Genomic DNA, 19,225 nt, shown 5'->3' with positions numbered 1-19,225 from the left:
CTGGTAATTCTGGATTGCCCGCCCACGTTATCCCGGCTTACCGAGCAGGTGCTGGATGTGGCTGACAAGGTGTATGTACCGGTGGTACCCACCTGGTTGTCCCTGAACAGCTGGGATCAGTTGAAAGACTTTGTAAAAGATAAAAAACTCGGTGTTAAGAAGCTGCGTCCGTTCTTTTCAATGGTGGATAGGCGTAAGAATCTGCATCGGGATGTGTTGGCAAGGGGAACGGAGCTGCTGACGAATCCGATGCCGGTCGCCGTTCCCTATGCCAGTGTGGTGGAACGAATGGGGGAGGAGGGGCAGCCTCTGGAACGATTGGCGCCTCGCAGTCCTGCAGCCGAGGAATACCGGAAAATATGGCAGGCGATTCAGGCCGATCTTGGTCTCAGCCGGAAACGAATGTTTCGCTAGTTTGTTCAGCCTTCAGGGAAGGTTGCTCACATGTACAACGTAGCTTTTACTAAGCCGATCATGCAGTAGCCGGCCGCGCAGAAACGCATTGACCAGCCAGATGCCTTTCCAGAGCAACGCGGTGGTCACAACGAATGTAAAAATGCGCCCCAGGCTGTGGCGTTTTGATAGCGGCATCAGTTCGCGATTGACCACTTTGAGCCCAAGCAGTTTTTTCCCGGGGGTGGCCTGCCAGCGTGACCCCTCGAAGAGCAGAGCCGCCAGTGGGTAAGTTGCCGGAGCTAAAATCCATAGAGGCAAGCCCGCTTTACCCGTAATGGCGGTTAACAGGAATTGGCCAATGGCCAGAGCAACTGCTATGGCAATCGTATCCAGTGCAAACGCCAAAGCCCGCATTCGGTAGCTCGCCACTGGGGTATCTTCAATCGGTGGTGGTGCCGCGGTGCTACGTCCGCCCCGGATAAACCGAAAGATTTTTTCGCCGGGAACGGGTTTGGCCGGATCAATATCCGTCTGTGGCGGCGGTTCGGTTTCAAGTGTGAGCTTTGTGTTTTCGAGGGACTCGGGCTTGTTGTCCGTGTTGTCGAAAAAAGGCTTGTTGTCTGGAGGAGGCTCATTGACCTGAAGTGGTTGCTGTCCCGCAGGCTGACCCGGGAATGGGTCAGCGTTTGGCGGTGGCGTGTTGCCAGAGTCATTCAGCGGTTGAAACAGTTTTGATGCCGCAGAGGGTTCTTCTGGCGTCTGTATCGGCTCTGACGGCGCCGGCTCACCAAACTTGGGAGCCGGGTGCTGGTTCTTTGGTTGTGCGCTGGCCAGAGCCTCTTTGTAGGCCTGATGCAGGCGCTGGAAGGCTTCAGGGTGTTCGTCGGGTCGGGTCTGTTTCAGAAGCCTGGCATAGGCTTTCTTGATGGCCCGGACATCGTCGGTAGATTCCAGCCCGAGCTCAGACCAGGGCCACATCAGAACCAGTGCTCGCTTTCCAGCTGATCCAGCATGTCTTTCATATAGGTCTGTGCTTCCTCTATCTCATGAGGAAGCTGCCGGTCCAGAGCGTAATGAAAGCGATCGAGCAATTTGCCAACAAACTCTCGCCGGTGGTCCAGACTCGATTCGTAGAGGCGTTCCGCCCTTGCCACGAGCATCCGGTTCTCTTCACCGTCCCGGGGATGGAACTTGAGCCCGGCGAGTTTAGCTCTGGCGGCCTCTTTTTCAGCGTCACTGAGAGCTCCCGGGGCACGTTCTATAACCAGTTGTTTGTTCACTCCGGTGGAGACCACTGTAACATCCACTTCCAGAATGCCGTTGGCATCGTAGCTGTAACGCACATCCACAGCTTCAACGCCTTTGGGGCCTTTTGGTACCCGGACCTTTATCTCACCCAGGAATATGTTCTTGTTTATGTTCGGGCTTTCGCCCTGGTAGACCTTAACACCCACCACCGACTGGTTGTGGCTTGCCGTATAGAGTCTTCGAACGATACTGATTGGAACCACGCAGTTGCGTTCAATGATCGGAAAGTAGCTGAGTTCATCGACATAGGGTTCATTGAAGGCAGCCGTACCCAATGTGAACGGGCAGACATCGGTCAGCACGATATCGTCCAGGGCTTCGTCCCGCATTACCAGTCCGGCCTGGATGGTGGCGCCCATGGCAACCACAGTATCCGGATCAATATGGCAGGAGGGCAGTCTGCCGAACATACGCCCGACCATGGCGCGGAAAGGAGCCAGCCGGGTTGACCCGCCCACCAGGATGACATCGTCTATGCTGGCTACGGGTATCTTTGCATCACGCAGTGTTCTTTCGATAGGTGCCTTGGCGCGTAGCAAAAGTGGGGTGCAGATTTCGATAAACCAGTCCTGGGTTACTTCGAATTCCACCGTTTTCTTCCCAAGCGTCAGTGTGAGCGTTTGGCCCGGCCCCAGCTTGCGTTTCGCACCCTCCATCTGGAGATACAGGTTCTGCAGATCAAGGGGTGGAATAGCTTCCTGGGACAGGCCGTTGCGCGCCAGCACATCCGCCACCATGACGTCGACAAAATCCTCGCCACCCAAGTGGTTATCACCGGCGCTGGCATGAACTTCCATAACACCGTCAAAATATTCGAGCAGGGAGACGTCGAAGGTGCCGCCACCAAAATCCAGAATCAGGAACATGCCTTCCTGCTTTTCATGCAGACCATAGGCAATCGCGGCGGCTGTGGGCTCGTTAATCAGGCGCTCCACCTTCAGGCCGGCAAGCTCTGCGGCTTGTCGGGTTGCCTGGCGTTGGTTGTCGCTGAAGTAGGCAGGAACACTGATGACGGCGCTGGATACCGGTTCTCCGAGAAAGGCCTCCGCGTCTTCTTTCAGAGACCTTAGAACCAGCGAAGACAGTTCCGTCGCGTTGAACCCCATGCGGCCAAGAAAAACGGTATGGTCCGTACCCATCAGTCGTTTGAACGTGGCCACGGTACGATCGCTGTGATTGATCAGACGTTGCCTGGCGCCCCGGCCGACAAGCAATTCGTTGTTGGTGTCAAGGCTGACCACGGAGGGTGTCAGGATTTCGCCAAGGCGATTGGGAATTAGTTTTACGCCGTCTTTCGTCCAGACGCCGCAGGCACTGTTGGTGGTGCCAAGGTCGATACCAATGGTTGTCATTGTACGTCCATGTTCCTTTATAGTGGGCTGCCGAATTCAAATCGGCAGGCTGTGCGCTCGCTGTATCCATCAGGCCGAGCGTGGCAAGGACTGGAAAATTATCGAATCTACAGGCGGATGACAACCTGTTACTGACATAACGGAGAACGGATGGGCACTCTGAATACTTTGCAAATCGACACCGGCGACAACCCGCAAACCACCATAATCTGGCTGCACGGTCTTGGCGCCAGCGGTCACGACTTCGAGCCGGTGGTTCCGGAGTTCCGGTTCTCGCGGGAGCAGCCCGTCCGTTTCATTTTTCCCCATGCACCGGAGCTGCCAGTTACCATCAATGGCGGAATGGTGATGCCTGCCTGGTACGACATTCTTGCCATGGACGTCGATCGTAAGGTTGATGCCGAACAGCTTCGCGCGTCCGCAGCCATGGTGGCAGAGCTGATCCGGGCCGAGCAGGAGCGGGGCGTTGCCAGTGAAAACATTATCCTGGGTGGATTCTCCCAGGGCGGTGCGGTGGCCTATGAACTGGCTCTCAGCTATCCGGAACGTCTTGGTGGCCTGTTTGCGCTGTCTACTTACTTTGCCACGGCTGATACCATTGAGCTGAGCGAAGCCAACCGCAAGTTGCCGGTATTTATCGGCCATGGTCGCTTCGACCCTATCGTGGCCGATACACTTGGCCAGGCGGCACTTCGGAAACTTCAGGATCTCGGGTACGAGCCGGAGTATCAAAGCTATGGAATGGAACATAGCCTGTGCCTTGAAGAGGTAAGAGACCTGGACGCTTTCCTGTCTCGTTTGACCTCGGGAGACCGCTAACTCGGACGGGGACTCATCTTCCCCGTTCTATTCGCTGGCGGACTGGTCGGAGCTGTCCGATTCCGAACGACCTCTGCATTTGGGCTGAAGCTCTTCCTCAAGCCAGCGGCGTACCTCGTTGCGGTCTCTGCGCCGGTTTAGCTGCTCGCTGTGAATGTTGTGCGGGAATATTTTGGGTCTGCCATCGTGGCGCAAAGTGAAGCTCCGGCGCACACCTACGGGGTAGGTGCTGGGGCCGTGAATCACGGCTGCCCGAAGTTCAAATCCTGTAATGTCCTCGAAAAGATAGTCGCTGTCTTCGTCCTCGCTGTTCTTGCCGAGAATCACATTCCGGAACGAGCCCAGAACCAGGTAGCCACCGGAAGGCACCGGGCCTTGCCGCAGAGCATGCTGTACGTTGGAGTCATCCGGTGCGACGCTCTCGTATTGCGTAACCGTCAGGGTTTTCTCTTGCCCAGCCCGGGTATGCACCACAACCTGTACACACTGAATATGCACCGTTTCCTGCCCCATGTTCACCAGCAAACACAGTGCATCCGGGTTCTCGTTCTGGGCATGGTGGATGACCAGATAGGGGCGGTTATTTCGTTTGTATTGCAGGAAAAACAGCTGAAAGTAGACGATCCAGACAACCGCCATTATGGCGCTGCTGATCGGGCTGACGTAGTCCATTGGGGTAGCCTCCGGTTCCTGTTTTCGGAACTAACATAGCAGCCAGCCGGTCCAGGGTTCAAAGACATGGATTGTGACAGTCTGCTGAACACGGAAACGGTCTTGAGGTGTGTCAACGCAGCGACACAAATCCTGCCTACACTGGCCGTGACGGATCGAAACCGGTCCCCTGCCTGAATGCCCGAAGAGGTTTTGCCATGAACTCACATCTGCTCGATATCGCACTTCCCGGAAACCCGAACCTGAAGCTTCAAGAAGTCGCTCCTGACAGTGATGATGAACGCATTACCCACGAGAAGAACACCTCCTTTGAAATGATTGCCGAAGATGGCCAGGTGGTCGGTTACGTTAAGACCTGGCATGAATCCGACGGCTATTCTGGCTATGTTCAGTTTGATTCCGAGGGAAATGTTCTGGACTGGAAGGTGCTCCGGGATCGTCAGTAAAACTGAACAATTACTGCAGAAGCTTGTGTTATCTATCGCCTGGCGCTGAGGCTAGACTGATCAAGACTACATAACGGCGTGAACCGGTATTGCTGTACGGTTTGCGTTGGTGGATCTGTTTATTCAGCAAAAGGAAACCTGCCATGTCCCTCAAGTTACAGACAATCATCTGCAGTACTCGCCCCGGCCGTGTAGGCCCCGCCATCGCTGAGTGGTTCAACGGTTTTGCCAACGAACAGGGTGCTTTTAACAGTGAGCTGGTGGATCTGGCGGATTTTAACTTGCCGGTTTATGACGAGCCCAATCACCCGCGTCAGCAGCAGTATCAGCACGAGCACACGAAAAACTGGTCGGAGAGTGTGTCCGGCGCAGACGCCTACGTGTTCGTGCTTCCGGAGTACAACTTCTGCCCGCCGCCTTCCTTCATCAACGCGATCAACTACGTGTACAACGAGTGGAATTATAAACCGTGTGCCTTTGTCAGCTATGGCGGCGTCTCTGGCGGGCTTAGGTCTGCCCAGATGGCAAAACAACTGGTGACCACCGTTAAAATGATGCCCATGGTGGAGGGCGTGATGGTGCAGATGCCCTGGGAACTTCTGGACGAAAATCGCAAGTTCCAGGCGGCCGAGCATCATACTGGATCGGCCTCGACCATGCTGACGGAGCTGGCCAAGTGGGCCGAGGGAATGAAGGCCATGCGCTAACTCACCGGGCGCTCTGATTTCCGATCATTATTTGCCACAATTCAAGCATAAAGCTTTCGGGATTCTACCTCCGTGGGTCGTTTATGGTGAACGCATACCTAACGAAAACGGAGGTGAACCATGAGCACAGTAGAGCTTATCGAACAGTGGCTGGAGAAGTGCGATCTGGCGCATCAGGCGCAGACACGCTATGACCGGGAACCGACCCCAACCAACTATTCCCGCTTGAAAAGAGCCCAGGAGGAACGTGGGGAGGTGGAGCGGAAGATGTCCCCTCTGCAGGCCCGGGTCGGCTAACAGTCTCTGGCGTCAGCGAGCTCCTAATCGATACCTCGAACCTCGCTGCCCGCTTCAAGTTGTTGTCGTTCATGATCGGAAGGCCCGCTGGGTTGATCAGTACCGGAATTGCGCGATTTGCGTGTGAAGCCCTTCGGCTAGTCTTGCCAGCTCCTCGCTGGCCGCCGATACCTGCTCCGTGGAGGCCGCAGACTGGTCTCCAATATCCCGGATCTGAGTCATATTCTTGTTCATGTCTTCGGCAACCGAAATCTGTTGATCAGCGGCGGTAGCGATCTGGCTGTTGTAACGGCGAATCTCTTCAACAGCTTCCGCAATGGCCTGAATGGCTGTGCCTCCCAGTTCTGCCCGTTCCAGTGTTTGCTTGGCTAATTGGTGCCCGCGCCCCATGTCTGATACGGCCGCTTCGGCGCTGGCGAGAAGGTTGCCGATCAAGGACTCGATTTCCACTGCAGACGTTTGGGTTCGCTTGGCAAGCGATCTTACTTCATCCGCCACTACGGCAAAGCCGCGCCCCTGGTCTCCGGCCCGGGCAGCCTCGATCGCAGCATTCAGCGCCAGAAGGTTGGTCTGCTCAGCAACTGCTTTGATAACGTCCAGCACCGTGCCGATATTGTCGGTTTCGGCTTTCAGGGTATTGAGTTGCTGCATGACCGAGGTGCTTTGCGAGTTCAGCTCGGATACGAAGCTGAGGGTCTCGTTGGTAGCCGCTGTACCACTTTCTGTCTTGTCGCTGCAGTGATTTGCGGACTGAAAGGCGGCTTCGGCACTTCGAGCAACTTCAGTGACCGTCGCGACCATCTGATTCAGCGCTGTGGCGACCTGATCTGTTTGCGACTTCTGCTCGGCGACTCCCATATTTGTCTGGTGGGTGACCGCAGAGAGTTCCTCTGACGCCGAAGCGATGCTGGCCGCACCCTGATTGATTTCCTGAATCAGTCCCCGGAGGTTGGTGACCATGATGCCAAACGCTGCCAACAGCTGGCCAAACTCATCGCCACGACTACTTCGGCTGTCCACGGTGAGGTCGCCCGATGCAACCTTGTTGGCAATACTCAGGGTTTCGCTGATCGGACGTGTTATTGATCGAGTGAGGGTCCATGCCACGATCGCCGCCACAAACATGGCCAGTGCGGTTATAGCGATGATTTCGATAACCGTCAGGTCATAACGCTCTTCCATCAGAATCCGCTCGCGCTCTTTCAGTTCCTCGGTCTTGCCAATGGCATTGTGAGCGGCTTTGTATAGTTGTTCTTCGAGGGACGACGTATCAGAAGCGCCTGCGGATAGGCTTGCCGTATAGGTGTTCAGGAGAGACTGATAGTCTTCGATATCGGCGCGTATCTGTTCAACCAGTTGCCGGTCGCTTGCGTTTTGGATCAGTGTCATCAATGTGGCCAGAGCGGCTTTGGTTTGCACCAGGTAGTCGGCGGCTCGATCAATGGATTCGGGGGTTTCGTGTATCCGATAGTTCTTCTCCTCCCGCTCAGCCTCCAGCAACGAGATTTCAGCTTGGTTGGCCTGTTTTAATATCGATACGCGATGGTTGTAGTCGTTGAGTGAGGTGATGCTGACGACCGCGACGATCAGGATGAGCAGCACCAGAATCGCAAAGCTGGAAGCCAGCTTCTTTCCCACCGCAAGGTTTCCCCAAAAAGCACGCATCGATTTTTCCTTTGGTAACCGCCTCCCTGCGAGTCATTTAATAGCCTATTGGAACGGTATACGGCATTTTCTCCTGAATTTTTAGTTGAGTTCGAAAAATATTTGTAAATTTAATTGTAAGAATGGCTAAGGATGGTGTTTGCGCCAGGACCCAGGACCGGCTGAATAATCGCCCGATTGTTAATAGGGCAGAGGGCGGACGCCAGCGACATGGTAGTCTGACCATTGGATATCAACGCCTATGGTCATTACCTGGGCAAATCTGTTTTCATGCGAGTTGGGGCGCTATTGGTGCAGGCACGTTGAGACAATTTATTCCGGATTTTGGTTTCGCGAATCCAAAGCAACGGACGTTAACGTTGCTGATGGTCTTCTTTTTATCGGTCTTGTTGTCGGCCTGCGCATTGCCAATCGCTGACCGATCGGAGTCCAGCGCCCTGGACCTGGATGAGGCCGCCGATACCCGGCTCGGACAGGCCATTGCGCCGCAGTTGGAGAGCTATCCTGGTAATAGTGGCATCCATACCTTGGCAAACCCTCGGGATGCCTTTGCTGCCCGCGTTCTGCTGGCGCGCGCCGCCGATCGAACTCTGGACGTTCAGTATTACATCTGGCATGGCGATATAACCGGAACACTGCTGTTGGAAGAGCTGCATACGGCGGCTGAGCGGGGAGTGCGGGTCCGGTTGCTGCTGGATGATAACGGCACCTCCGGGTTAGACGCCGAACTCGCTGCCTTGGCAAGTCATCCTTCCATTGAAGTACGACTCTTTAACCCGTTTGTGATCCGTAATCCCAAATGGTTGGGGTACCTGACGGACTTCTCGCGGGCTAACCGGCGCATGCACAACAAGTCATTCACGGCGGATAACCAGGCCACCATTGTCGGTGGCCGGAATATCGGCGATGAGTATTTTGGTGCCACCGCCGGCGTTCTTTTTGCGGATCTGGACGTGCTGGCCATTGGCCCGGTGGTGCCTGAGGTATCGAGTGATTTTGATCGCTATTGGGCCAGTGCCTCCGCGTATCCCGTTGAACAGCTGTTGCCCGCCGCTTCCGATGCGGATTTGCGCGAGCTGGAGCGTCGTGCGCTGAAGCTTGAGAACGACCAGGCGGCGACAGACTATGTGAAGGCAGTTTCCGAATCTGATTTTGTGCGTCAGTTGTTGTCTGGGGTACTGGAGTTCGACTGGGCCAGAACCCGAATGGTCAGTGATAGCCCCGCCAAAGGGCTTGGGAGATCTGAAAGGGAAGATCTGCTGGCGTATAAGCTTGGCGAGATTCTTGGAGAACCAGAATCCCGGGTCGCATTGATTTCCCCGTACTTCGTGCCAACCCGGGCGGGTGTTGATGCGTTTGCGGCTTTGGCGAACAAAGGTATTGAGGTAAGCATACTGACCAATTCTCTTGATGCCACCGACGTAGCCGCTGTTCATGCGGGTTATGCCAAACGTCGCAAGGCTCTGCTTAAGGCCGGTATCCATCTGTATGAGATGCGGCGGCTCTCGCCTGATGTTGAACGGAACCAGAGCGCCGGGCCCTTCGGTAGTTCGGGCTCCAGCCTGCATGCAAAGACCTTTGCCGTTGACGGCGAGAGACTGTTCGTTGGCTCCTTCAATTTCGATCCCCGCTCAATCAACCTGAACACCGAGCTGGGCTTTGTGATTGAGAGCCCGGCGCTTTCAGAAAAGATCCACGAGGCCTTTGAAGAAAGCATCCCGTTGCGGGCTTACGAAGTTCGACTAACCGAGAACGGTGAGCTTTATTGGGTAGAGCACGTTGATGGCGATGTCATCCGCCATGAGCAGGAACCCAATACAGGATTTTTGCAACGCACGGGGATTTTCCTGTTGTCGATACTGCCAATTGAGTGGCTGCTTTGAATAAGGAAAAGACAATGAACTCAGCTGTACATCTCGGCTTTGCGCTGTCTCTGTTGCTTGGCGGGACTGCTGTGGCCCAGGAAGCGACACCGCTGTCTGCGCCGGACTCCACTCCAGACGCTCTCGGCCTGATGCAAGGTTTTCCTCCGGCGCCCGACAAAACGATTCGCTTCACGGATCCGGACTATTTTGCCTTTCCTAAACTGCGCTGGACGGTCTGTCATTTCCGGGAGCTGATGCCGACGACGGTGGTACGTAATGGCAGCGAGGGTGTCAGTGAGCTTCCCGTAGACATCGACGCCGGTATAGACGGGGTCGAGTTCTTGCCCCTGGGAGGTAAGGCGCCGATGACCTGGCGCGACGCCTTTGACGCGAATTACACCGATGGCATCCTGGTTCTGCACCAGGGCAGGGTGGTTTATGAGCGTTACGATGGCTGCCTTGATGAGCACACTCTGCACGGCGCAATGTCCGTTACCAAAAGCCTGACGGGGCTTCTCGGCGAGGTGTTGATGGCCGAAGGCACGCTGGATGAAGCCGCTTTGGTGGGAGACATCATTCCCGAACTGGGGCGCAGTGCATTCGGTGATGCAACGGTTCGCCAGGTTCTGGATATGACCACCGCGCTGGACTACTCGGAAGACTACTCTGATCCTGATGCCGAAGTCTGGACCTATGCCAGGGCCGGGAGCCCGTATCTGGTGAGCGAACAACGTGAAGGGCCCCGAAGCTACTTCGATTACCTGAAAACGGTCAGAAAAGACGGAGAGCATGGTGAAGCGTTCGGCTACAAAACCATTAATTCAGATGTGGTGGGCTGGCTGATCGCAAGAACGACCGGGGTTTCGGTTGCCGACTACTTTTCCGAGCGTATCTGGTCAAAGATCGGGGCAGAGCGTGAAGCTTTCTATACGGTCGATTCCATAGGTACTCCATTTGCGGGTGGCGGATTCAACGCCACGTTGCGTGATATGGCGCGAATCGGTCTACTCGTGCTGAACGAGGGCAAGTGGGCCGGCGAGCAGATTATCCCGGCTCAGGCGATTGCCAGTATTCGCAATGGTGGCGACCGGGCGGTGTTTGCCAAAGCCGGATATGAACTTCTCGATGGCTGGAGCTATCGTGGCATGTGGTGGGTCAGCCACGACGACCACGGGGCGTTCGCGGCGCGCGGTGTGCATGGCCAAACGATCTGGATAGATCCTGCTGCCGATATGGTCATCGTCCGCTTTGCCTCCAACCCGGTTGCCGGCAATGCGGCGAATGATCCGACTTCCTTGCCGGCTTACCGGGCTGTGGCGGATTATCTGATGGCTCAACAGTTTGTTGGCTCTGGTACCAAACCTCTGCTGGATGACCTGTAGTTATTTCAGGAGCGGTCCCGAACCTTTTGCGAATTGGTTCAGAAATTTTCTAAGAGCAGGCTACTCATTCGTTCCGCAACTGGTGACCACAGAGCGAGAGTAGTCGCGTAGCACATCCAAACTAGGGTCATTGAACTCAGACCGGTAGGTTTCGTTGAAAAGGTTCGAGAGATCTTTGTACGAATTATTCTTCGTTCCGTCAGAAAGGGCGATGTGCTCGAATATTTCGGTCATGGTATTTCTAAGGCACTCAGCTTCTGGCTGGGTCGACTCGCGACAGTATTGAGTCAACTCCTGGCGGGCGCCGTTGCGGTCGCTACCATTAGCAATTGCTAGAAATCGAAGGACGCTAATATATCGGGAGATAATAAGTTCTGGATCGTCGGCTGACGCTGGTTTCATCGCACTCAACACGGCATTGGCTTCGTCAAAGTCGTCAACGTTGCCGGTATCAGCACCCCGTAGAATTAGAAACCGCGCCACATTGTTGCCTACCACGTAGTCGTGTTCGTCACCGATCTGACGCACGACGGCGATCGCAGCATCGGCGCCCGACGTGTTGTATTGATACTCTGCCGTGCAAAGAAGTTCGCTTCGGGCATTGTTATCACAGGCGGTGAGAGCGGTCAGAAGGGAAAGTAAGCCGAGTATTTTCCAGTATGGCATGAAGAATTCCGTTTCCAGTGTTGTTGCGAGGCGCCCTTTAGCTGACGGACTGTACACGTGCAGCGCGGAGTTCCTACGTGCGGTGCAAGACACGGTCAATGCTGTATGAGAGTGGCGAGTGGTCCAGAAACAACAAAGCCCGCACAAGGCGGGCTAAGTCATTGAATTCATGGTGCCCGGAGGCGGCACTCTCACCTCAGTAATGACGAGGTTTCCGGAGCAATTGTCGTGATTTTGTCGTGACTTTGGAGCGACTGGTTTCATGCTTCTCGGATCTGGGGGCGGAACAGCTGCTTTTTGAAACAGCCAGTTGGTGCGTTAATTGACACATAGCTTCCACCTAGATTGCCAAATGCTCTCGCTACATAGCATTCTTCTCGGCCCGATCGCGGAATTTGATCCAAGTGTCATCAAAATTGCGAGCATCTGTTTTCAGTGTCACCTTTGTTGGTGACCTCATGATAGCAAACTGTACGCTATGAGAGGGCTGGTTGAAGGTAAAAAGGTATGCGCTAGCGAGCGTGTCGCTATTTACGCCCGGCCGAAACCGAACCGAATATGACCTGCACCTGTTTTCACTTCAACTGGGGCGTCATCTCGGTTTAGCTTTAGCTGCAGGCGCCGCTCCTCTGGCCGTGTGTATACATTGATAGCGAGGTGCAGAAGGGTAAATGTACTCGCCATGATGACGATCAATGCAAATGCGAGTGCTCGAATTTAAACAAAAGCGAACATTCACACCCCGCAACTTGAAGGTGAGCAACGTGCCGCCCGCTGCAAGACGTCTAGTTCCGTTGGAAGGCAGGAAATAGTGCTCATTGTTGGTAACGATTTCTTTCAGAATTGTAATGCGAATTATTATCAGTATTATACGCATGCATAAGTATACCCACTGCTGGAGATCCCAATGCCAACACCCGGTCAATCATCTTCGCCAAATCGGCGTCTTCGCGTGAGCCTGTCCGCTGGCTCAACCTTTCTTTCGTTTTCTTTTCTTGCAACGGTTGCCTCCCCCGCGATAGTACAAGCGCAAGAACAAACACCCGGTCTGTTACCCGGCCTTGAGGTTACTGCTGATTGGCTGGGACCGCCGACGGAGGAATCCGAAAGAACTTACTCGGGTGCCCGCACGGTGGTGGAGGAAGAGGAGTTTCAGGAGACCGGCGCTCTGAACCTGGAGGACGCCCTGCGCCCGGTACCCGGTGTTACAGTGCTTGATGAAACCGGCACGGGCATTCTTCCCAATATCGGCGTGCGTGGTCTGAATCCGCTGCGCAGTGAACGGCTTCAGATTCTGCTGGACGGTTACCCGATTGCCATCGGGCCCTACAGCAACGTCGGCGTGTCGCTCTTCCCCGTTACCCTTCCGAGCCTGGAAGTCGTGGATATTGTCCGGGGCGGCGCCTCGGTTCATTACGGGCCTAACAACGTGGGTGGCGTGGTGAACTTCGTTACCAAGCCGATTCCGGCGGAAACCTCCCAGACCCTTCGTGAGCGGGTAACCATTGCGGAGGAGACCGGCAACGTCTTTACCGACACCTATTACCGGGTCGGTGGCCGGGCCACTGACAAGCTCGACCTGCAGTTCCAGGCTAATGTCCAGCGCGGCGACGGCTTTCGTGACCACTCCGATACCGAAGTGGATAACCTGATCCTGGATGCCCGTTATTACCTGAACGACCAGCATGAACTGGCGTCGCAGCTGCAGTACTACCGTGTCGATGCCGAACTGCCCGGCGCCCTGACGCCACAAGCCTATGAGCAGGATCGCACCCAGAGCCAGCGTCCCTACGACGGCTACGAAGCGGACATGAGCCGCGCCACCTTCACCTGGACCTACACGCCGACCGACAATATGGAATTCCAGTGGCGCAATTTCGTGCACGATGCCGACCGCACCTTCTTCTTCGGCCAGAACCTCAGCGGCACTGGCCACTGGGCGGACCCGGGGCTGGATTCGACTCACGTCGCGGATTCACCACGTTTGTTCACGGCACTGGGCACTGAGCCCCGGCTCGCGATTCGCCATGGCCGCCATGACATCACCCTGGGCGCGCGATTTGTCAGCGAGGATGTGGAGTTCGACGTCAATCGCCTGGAGTTGTCCTCCGGTAACCGTTCCGTGGCACGTGACTGGCACCTGGACACCCGGGCCATGGCCTTCTACGTCAGCGATACCGTGTCCTTCCTGGATGATCGCCTGACGGTAACGCCGGGCCTGCGTTATGAAGACGTTGATATGGATTTCCGCGACAACCTCAGTGGCAACACCGAGGAAAACAACGCGGAGGAGCTGCTGCCGGGCCTGACCGTCGGCTACCAGGCGTCTGATGACCTGTTTGTCTTTGCCAACAGTCAGCGTTCCCTGGTGCCAGTCCAGATTGCCCAGACCACCCGTGAAGGTGCAGTGGCCAATGAAACCGCCTGGAACCATGAGCTGGGCGCACGCCTGCAGGTCACACCGGACCTGTTCTCATCCGCCACCCTGTTCCGTATCGATTATGAAGACCAGATCCAGTTCAATCGCTCAACCAGCCGCTTCGAGAACCTGGGCGAAACCCGCCACCAGGGCATCGAACTGGCAAACCGCTGGAATGTGAACAGCCAGTGGGAACTGGGCCTGGGTTACACCTTCCTGGACACCGAACAGCTGTCCGGCGATAACAAAGGCAACGAGCTTCCCAACGCGCCCACCCATAAGGTCAGCGCCGATGCGGTATATAGCTACCAGGCCTGGGACGCCAGCGTGAACTGGGTGTACGTGAGCGAAAGCTACAGCGATGCCGACAACACCGAAGAAGAAACCAGCAATGGCAGCGCCGGTGAATTGCCGGATTACCACCTGGTGACTGCCCGGGTCGGGCGCGACTTCGCGGTGGGCGGTGATCGTGTGCTGAACCTTGGCCTGGCGGTCAACAACCTGCTGGATGAGGATTACTACTTCCGGGGCGTGGACGTCAGCCCGGTCGGCCGGGTACCTCAGCCGGGCCGAAGCTTCATCCTCGAGGCCCAGCTGGACTTCTGATGGCCTCACTACCGAAACGGATTGCAACGAGCCTGCTGGTTGTCCTGCTTTCGCCTGTATCGGGCTGGGCGGACAACCACAGCATCCGGCTGACGGATGACCGCGGGGAAACCCTGCGGTTGCCCGCTGCGGCAACCCGGCCCGCGGCGATTTCGACTTTCGGCGCGGATGTCGCACTGGCGCTGGGAACAGCGCCGGTCGCGGTCACCGACTACGGACTCCAGGGGGTGCCTGACTACCTGGCGTCACAGTTAAGCGGTGTGCGGGGTCTCGGACCGCGACACCAGCCCAACCTGGAAGTGCTGTCGTCGGTCCGCCCAGATCTCGTAATCGCCATCCGCCGCTATACCGAGAAGGACGGTGATCAGATCGAAGCCATCGCGCCGCTCCTGGCCCTGGACCTGATAACGGTCGAGGACAGCCTGCGGGCGGTGGAGCTGGCAGGCCAGGCGCTGGGTAAGCCGGCCAAAGCGGAGGCACTCAACGATCGATTCCTCGAACACGTTCAATCGCTCGCGCAGCGCAATCACGGCAAGCCCATGGGGACCGTGGCACTGCTGACCAGCGGCAGTGAAACGCCCTTTGTCTACTACGACCACTTTCTGCCCACCGCGCTGCTGGAACGCCTGGGCTTCGACAATGTTGGTGGCAAGCCACCCAATCCCGAGAGCGGCATTCCCCTGGGCTACCGGATCAGCCTTGAGGCCCTGCTGAAACTCAATCCAGACACCATTCTCCTGTTACCCACCAGTCGTCAGCGGGCGTTCACAATGAATCCAATCTGGCCCTATCTCAAGGCCGTAAGCACCGGCCAGGTCTACGAAATGCCGCACTACTGGAAAGAGGGCGCCGGACCCATCGCCCGGGAGCGCATCCTTGATGACATTCAGCGTCTGTTGCTGGCCCCGGACTCCGGCACATGATCGGTAGCGCTTCGACAGCACGCCCCTCCACGCTCTATGTGGCAACACTGCTGTTTCTGGTTCTGCTGTTTCTCGTTGGTCTGATGGCCGGTTCCCAGTGGGTGTCGCCGCTCCAGCTGCTGTCAGCCATTGATGGCACCAGCGGCCTGCTGACGCGCATTACCGTGCTGGAGTTGCGACTGCCCCGCAACCTGCTCGGCATTCTTGGTGGTGCCGCGCTTGGGGTTGCCGGGGCCGTCATGCAAGGCGTTACCCGGAACCCCCTGGCATCCCCCGGCCTGACCGGTGTGATTGCGTCCGCCGCCCTGGCGGTGGTGTCACTTCGAACCCTGAGCTCCCCGGGCGCAATGTGGCTGCCTTTGATGGCGCTGGGCGGGGGCCTGCTCGGGGGTGCTCTGACCTTCGCCATCGCCGGTCGAAGAAGGCTCCAGCCGGAGCGCGTGGTACTCGCCGGCATCGCCGTGACCTCGCTGGCAACGGCACTGACCACCGGCCTTCTGCTGGTATCCGGGGCGGAGGCGGCAGAACTCTACTATTGGCTGGCGGGCAGCCTGATGGGACGGGGCTGGCTCCAGCTCCAGATGGTGCTGCCCTGGCTGCTACTGCCACTCGGTGCCCTGCTGGTCATGCAGCGCCCCTTTCATGTGTTGCAGTTGGACGACGACCTGGCGCTGGCCATGGGCCTGGCCGTCGGACGCTGGCGCCTGACTTTCCTGTTACTGGCATTGCTGCTGGCTGCCGCGCTGGTCGCCTTCACCGGTCCGATCGTGTTTATTGGCCTGGTGGCGCCACACATCGCCCGGCGGCTCACGGGCGATCAGATTCAGCACTGGCTACCGTTGAGCGCTCTGTTTGGAGGACTGTTGCTGCTGGCTGCCGATATCCTGGCAAGGCAACTGGCCTTCCCCCAGGAATTACCCGTCGGTATGCTGACCGCCCTGATCGGAGCCCCATGGCTGATCTACCTGCTCAATTCGCGAGCCTCAACCCGGAGCGCATAACGTGACCAATCCGGCGACGACACCAACCCGCGCAAACCGGCCTCCCGGTGCCAGTCCTGTCGCCAGGCTGTTTCTGGCCGGCGGGCTCAGCCTGGTTGTTGTCATCGTCGCGGGCGTCCAGCTGGGGGCGGTGGACCTTAGCTGGTCCCAGGTGTGGGCGGGGCTCACCGGAGACAGCTCACAACACGTACAGAGAGTCGTCTTCGAACTGCGGCTACCCCGCACCCTGACCGGCGCCCTTATCGGTATTCACTTTGCCCTGTCGGGGTGGCTGTTGCAGTTGCTCAGCCGCAACCCCCTCGCCGAAGCCGGTATTCTCGGCATCTCCGCCGGCGCAAGCCTGGTGGCCGTTATCGCCTTCATCGTCGGTGACTGGCTGGTGTCCAGTGAGAATCCGTACAGCAATACCTCCTTTGCCCTGCAATACCTGCCGCTGTTTGCGATGGCAGGCGGACTGGTGACGGCGCTTGCGGTGTATTGCCTGGGCATGCGCCATGGCCAGCTGTCGCCGGTGAAAATGACGCTGACCGGCGCGGTCATCGCCGGTATGCTGCACGGGCTGACCACCGGCGCACTGGCGTTCTGGGGCCACGCCCATACCGAGCTGGTGGCCCAGTGGCTGGCCGGCTCGCTGTACGGTAGCGAATGGCAACACCTGCACACGTTGCTGCCATGGACTCTCGTTGGGCTGATCGGTGTGGTTCTGCTCATGCGCCCACTGAATGTGATGCAACTCGACGACCAACACTCACGCACCCTGGGCCTGGGTCTCAACCGATGGCGTTTCTTTGCCCTGCTGATCGCCACCCTGTTGGCGGCCAGCGCGGTCGGCGTGGTCGGGCCCGTTGGCTTCATTGGCCTGCTTATCCCCCACATCAGCCGCCGGCTGGCCGGCGCTAACCTTCCGGTCCAGTTGGTGTTGTGTGTACTATTGGGTGCGGTGCTGGCAGTACTGGCGGATTTACTGGGCCGAACGCTGTTCACACCCTATGAAGTGCCCGTGGGCGTCGTTTCCGCCGTCCTTGGTGTACCCTTCTTTTTGTATCTATTATCGCGTCAACCCTGAAGGCGGACCCCTTCTCCATGTTACGAACCGAGTCTCTCTCGCTGGCTTATGGCGACAAAACGGTTGTAGACAACGTCTCGCTGATTATTCCCGAGGGTGGCATTACCTGCCTGCTGGGCCCCAATGGCTCGGGCAAAAGTACCTTGCTGAAAAGTTTCGCCGGCCTGTTGCCCCCGCGGTCCGGTCAGGTTTACCTGGACGATCAGCCAGTTGACCAATGGCACCGGGGCAAACTGGCCCTGAGGCTCGCCATGCTGCCCCAGAAGCCGATTGTGCCCGATGGTATCCGGGTTCGGGACTTGATTGCGCTGGGTCGCTTCCCCCACCGTAAATGGTGGCAGAGGAATCTCACCACTGACGACAATGTAACCCTCGACGCTATGGCAATGACCGGGGTATCAGACCTTGCGGAACGACCGGTGGAATCGCTCTCCGGAGGGCAGCAGCAGCGGGTCTGGATTGCCATGGCACTGGCGCAGGAGACTGATATCCTGTTGCTAGACGAGCCAACCACGTTTCTGGATTGGGGCTACCAGTTGGAAGTATTGGAGCTCCTGTCTACGTTAAACCAGCAACAAGGACTGACCGTGGTCATGTCACTTCATGACCTCAACCAGGCCGCGCAATTTGCGGACCGGATTGCGGTGCTGGCTGACGGCCAACTCGACACCATCGGTAGCCCTGCGGAAGTTATTACTGAATCCCTCGTCAACCGGGTATTTCGGGTGCATACAAGCATTACTACGGGGCAGGAAGGTCGTCCGTTTTGCACCGGATTTGCAGAATCGGCTCAAAGCTGGTCCAAGCAACGTCCTCGCTGTGTCGCTACCTCTTAATTCAGAACTCGTAGCCAGCACTCGGGTTCTATCCCGTTACTGCAGATACTTATAACGAAAGAGGCTGAATTTCGGCAGGGGAAGTTTGGTCTATCGGTCAGAACGTAGGCTTGGCGCCCCTGGTCTGCCAGTTCCCCTTGCAGGCAGAAAACTCTATAACGAGTCATGATTTTCGGTACCTATCCTCTAAAGGGGGCCGAATCATGACACTTTCCACCAGTCATTTACCCTGGAACAAGGGAAAACTAGTCGGAAAAAAGTTTCCACTAAAACTCGAACAGACCTGGGCAATCCGCATTCGGTTAGAAATCGCAGAGAATGTCCGAGAACTGGCGATGGTCAACATGGCGATCGACTGCAAACTGCGTTCTTTCGACATGGTTAGGTTATTGGTTCGGGATATTTCCAGAAATGGAGAGGTTCTGGACCGGGCGCAAGTGATTCAGCAGAAAACCAGTCAGCCCGTCAGGTTTGAGATAACAAAAAAGACACGTGAGTCGGTTTAGTCGTGGATCAAACATCGCGGACTCTCTGGTGAGGTAGTGGTTCTCAAAGGAAGCCGGTGATCCTACTTGGGATTATGCCGAGCATCTTAGGCGCCTAAACAAAAGCGAACAATCGAGTCAGGGCTTTCCTCCGGAGCCTCCAAACTAATCACAACCATTTCGTACAGTATGATTGGCGGAGCCTCTTCTGTTCATGAAACCTGCTCATATGCAGTACTTGAGTATGAAGCCATGGACCGTTCCCTGTAGTTTGGCTGTAGGAAGCTCACCCAAGCCTTCCGAGAACCGGAAAC

18 protein-coding genes are annotated in these 19,225 nt (G+C 56.7%); 13 read left to right on the top strand and 5 right to left on the bottom strand.

Annotation, left to right across the window (positions count from 1 at the left end; genetic code table 11):
• Window positions 1–414: ParA family protein (locus tag B3Y70_RS13865; RefSeq protein WP_288589964.1), on the top strand; the 414-nt coding region annotated here is incomplete at its 5' end.
• A gap of 12 nt (window positions 415–426) precedes the next feature.
• Here the strand turns inward: B3Y70_RS13865 and B3Y70_RS17545 are convergent.
• Together B3Y70_RS17545 and B3Y70_RS13850 are read right to left on the bottom strand one after the other, a co-directional pair.
• Window positions 427–1,374 carry an RDD family protein gene (locus tag B3Y70_RS17545; RefSeq protein ID WP_153740600.1) on the bottom strand — a complete coding sequence of 316 codons (948 nt, stop codon included), beginning with the start codon at window positions 1,372–1,374 and terminating at the stop codon, window positions 427–429.
• A complete protein-coding gene (locus B3Y70_RS13850; protein WP_153740601.1) occupies window positions 1,374–3,056 on the bottom strand; it encodes a molecular chaperone HscC in 1,683 nt (560 codons plus the stop codon). The genes B3Y70_RS17545 and B3Y70_RS13850 overlap by 1 nt, the downstream gene beginning before the upstream one ends.
• Window positions 3,057–3,206: 150 nt before the next feature.
• Between B3Y70_RS13850 and B3Y70_RS13845 the strand changes: the two genes are divergently transcribed.
• Complete coding sequence (locus B3Y70_RS13845) at window positions 3,207–3,875, top strand: alpha/beta hydrolase (RefSeq protein ID WP_153740602.1); 669 nt, start codon at window positions 3,207–3,209, stop codon at window positions 3,873–3,875.
• A gap of 27 nt (window positions 3,876–3,902) precedes the next feature.
• On the opposite strand, the gene B3Y70_RS13840 is transcribed toward B3Y70_RS13845, so the two are convergent.
• A complete protein-coding gene (locus B3Y70_RS13840) occupies window positions 3,903–4,547 on the bottom strand; it encodes a hypothetical protein (RefSeq protein ID WP_023008653.1) in 645 nt (214 codons plus the stop codon).
• A 197-nt stretch (window positions 4,548–4,744) separates the two neighbouring features.
• Here B3Y70_RS13840 and B3Y70_RS13835 point away from each other — a divergent pair, with 197 nt between their 5' ends.
• From B3Y70_RS13835 to B3Y70_RS13825, 3 genes are all read left to right on the top strand, one after another.
• Window positions 4,745–4,993, top strand: a complete 249-nt coding sequence (locus B3Y70_RS13835; RefSeq protein WP_153740603.1) for a hypothetical protein — start codon at window positions 4,745–4,747, stop codon at window positions 4,991–4,993.
• A 143-nt stretch (window positions 4,994–5,136) separates the two neighbouring features.
• Window positions 5,137–5,700, top strand: a complete 564-nt coding sequence (locus B3Y70_RS13830; protein ID WP_153740604.1) for an NADPH-dependent FMN reductase — start codon at window positions 5,137–5,139, stop codon at window positions 5,698–5,700.
• Window positions 5,701–5,820: 120 nt separating this feature from the next.
• Window positions 5,821–5,997, top strand: coding sequence for a hypothetical protein (locus B3Y70_RS13825; protein ID WP_153740605.1), 177 nt, complete (start codon window positions 5,821–5,823; stop codon window positions 5,995–5,997).
• A 96-nt stretch (window positions 5,998–6,093) separates the two neighbouring features.
• Here the strand turns inward: B3Y70_RS13825 and B3Y70_RS13820 are convergent, their stop codons facing one another.
• Window positions 6,094–7,662 (bottom strand): methyl-accepting chemotaxis protein, encoded by a 1,569-nt coding sequence (locus B3Y70_RS13820; RefSeq protein WP_199451829.1) that lies wholly within the window; start codon window positions 7,660–7,662, stop codon window positions 6,094–6,096.
• 365 nt (window positions 7,663–8,027) lie between these two features.
• Between B3Y70_RS13820 and B3Y70_RS13815 the strand changes: the two genes are divergently transcribed.
• Both B3Y70_RS13815 and B3Y70_RS13810 read left to right on the top strand, forming a co-directional pair.
• Complete coding sequence (locus B3Y70_RS13815; protein ID WP_153740620.1) at window positions 8,028–9,545, top strand: phospholipase D family protein; 1,518 nt, start codon at window positions 8,028–8,030, stop codon at window positions 9,543–9,545.
• 14 nt (window positions 9,546–9,559) lie between these two features.
• Window positions 9,560–10,909: a serine hydrolase domain-containing protein gene (locus tag B3Y70_RS13810; RefSeq protein WP_153740607.1), complete on the top strand. Its 1,350-nt coding sequence runs from the start codon at window positions 9,560–9,562 to the stop codon at window positions 10,907–10,909.
• Between the two features lie 60 nt (window positions 10,910–10,969).
• Here B3Y70_RS13810 and B3Y70_RS13805 read toward each other — a convergent pair whose 3' ends face one another.
• Complete coding sequence (locus B3Y70_RS13805; protein ID WP_153740608.1) at window positions 10,970–11,575, bottom strand: hypothetical protein; 606 nt, start codon at window positions 11,573–11,575, stop codon at window positions 10,970–10,972.
• 907 nt (window positions 11,576–12,482) lie between these two features.
• On the opposite strand from B3Y70_RS13805, the gene B3Y70_RS13800 reads away from it, so the two are divergent.
• The 6 genes from B3Y70_RS13800 to B3Y70_RS13775 all read left to right on the top strand — a co-directional run bounded on the left by B3Y70_RS13800 (window position 12,483) and on the right by B3Y70_RS13775 (window position 18,932).
• On the top strand, window positions 12,483–14,600 hold the full coding sequence (locus B3Y70_RS13800) for a TonB-dependent receptor family protein (RefSeq protein ID WP_286896492.1): 2,118 nt from the start codon (window positions 12,483–12,485) through the stop codon (window positions 14,598–14,600).
• Complete coding sequence (locus B3Y70_RS13795; RefSeq protein WP_228285563.1) at window positions 14,600–15,523, top strand: ABC transporter substrate-binding protein; 924 nt, start codon at window positions 14,600–14,602, stop codon at window positions 15,521–15,523. The genes B3Y70_RS13800 and B3Y70_RS13795 overlap by 1 nt, the downstream gene beginning before the upstream one ends.
• Window positions 15,520–16,524, top strand: a complete 1,005-nt coding sequence (locus B3Y70_RS13790) for a FecCD family ABC transporter permease (RefSeq protein WP_199452698.1) — start codon at window positions 15,520–15,522, stop codon at window positions 16,522–16,524. The genes B3Y70_RS13795 and B3Y70_RS13790 overlap by 4 nt, the downstream gene beginning before the upstream one ends.
• A gap of 1 nt (window position 16,525) precedes the next feature.
• Window positions 16,526–17,590: a FecCD family ABC transporter permease gene (locus B3Y70_RS13785; protein ID WP_199452696.1), complete on the top strand. Its 1,065-nt coding sequence runs from the start codon at window positions 16,526–16,528 to the stop codon at window positions 17,588–17,590.
• A gap of 17 nt (window positions 17,591–17,607) precedes the next feature.
• The gene (locus B3Y70_RS13780) at window positions 17,608–18,426 is read left to right on the top strand and encodes an ABC transporter ATP-binding protein (RefSeq protein WP_199452694.1); all 819 of its coding nucleotides are present in this window, start codon (window positions 17,608–17,610) and stop codon (window positions 18,424–18,426) included.
• 203 nt (window positions 18,427–18,629) lie between these two features.
• Entirely contained in the window at window positions 18,630–18,932 is a 303-nt protein-coding gene (locus B3Y70_RS13775) for a hypothetical protein (RefSeq protein WP_228285562.1), read from the top strand.
• The last annotated feature ends 293 nt before the right edge of the window (window positions 18,933–19,225 follow it).

The organism is Marinobacter sp. UBA5687 (assembly GCF_002420325.1).
GTDB lineage: Bacteria > Pseudomonadota > Gammaproteobacteria > Pseudomonadales > Oleiphilaceae > Marinobacter > Marinobacter nauticus.
Note: the sequence above shows the minus strand (reverse complement) of the source record. Positions and strands in the feature narration are given on the sequence as shown.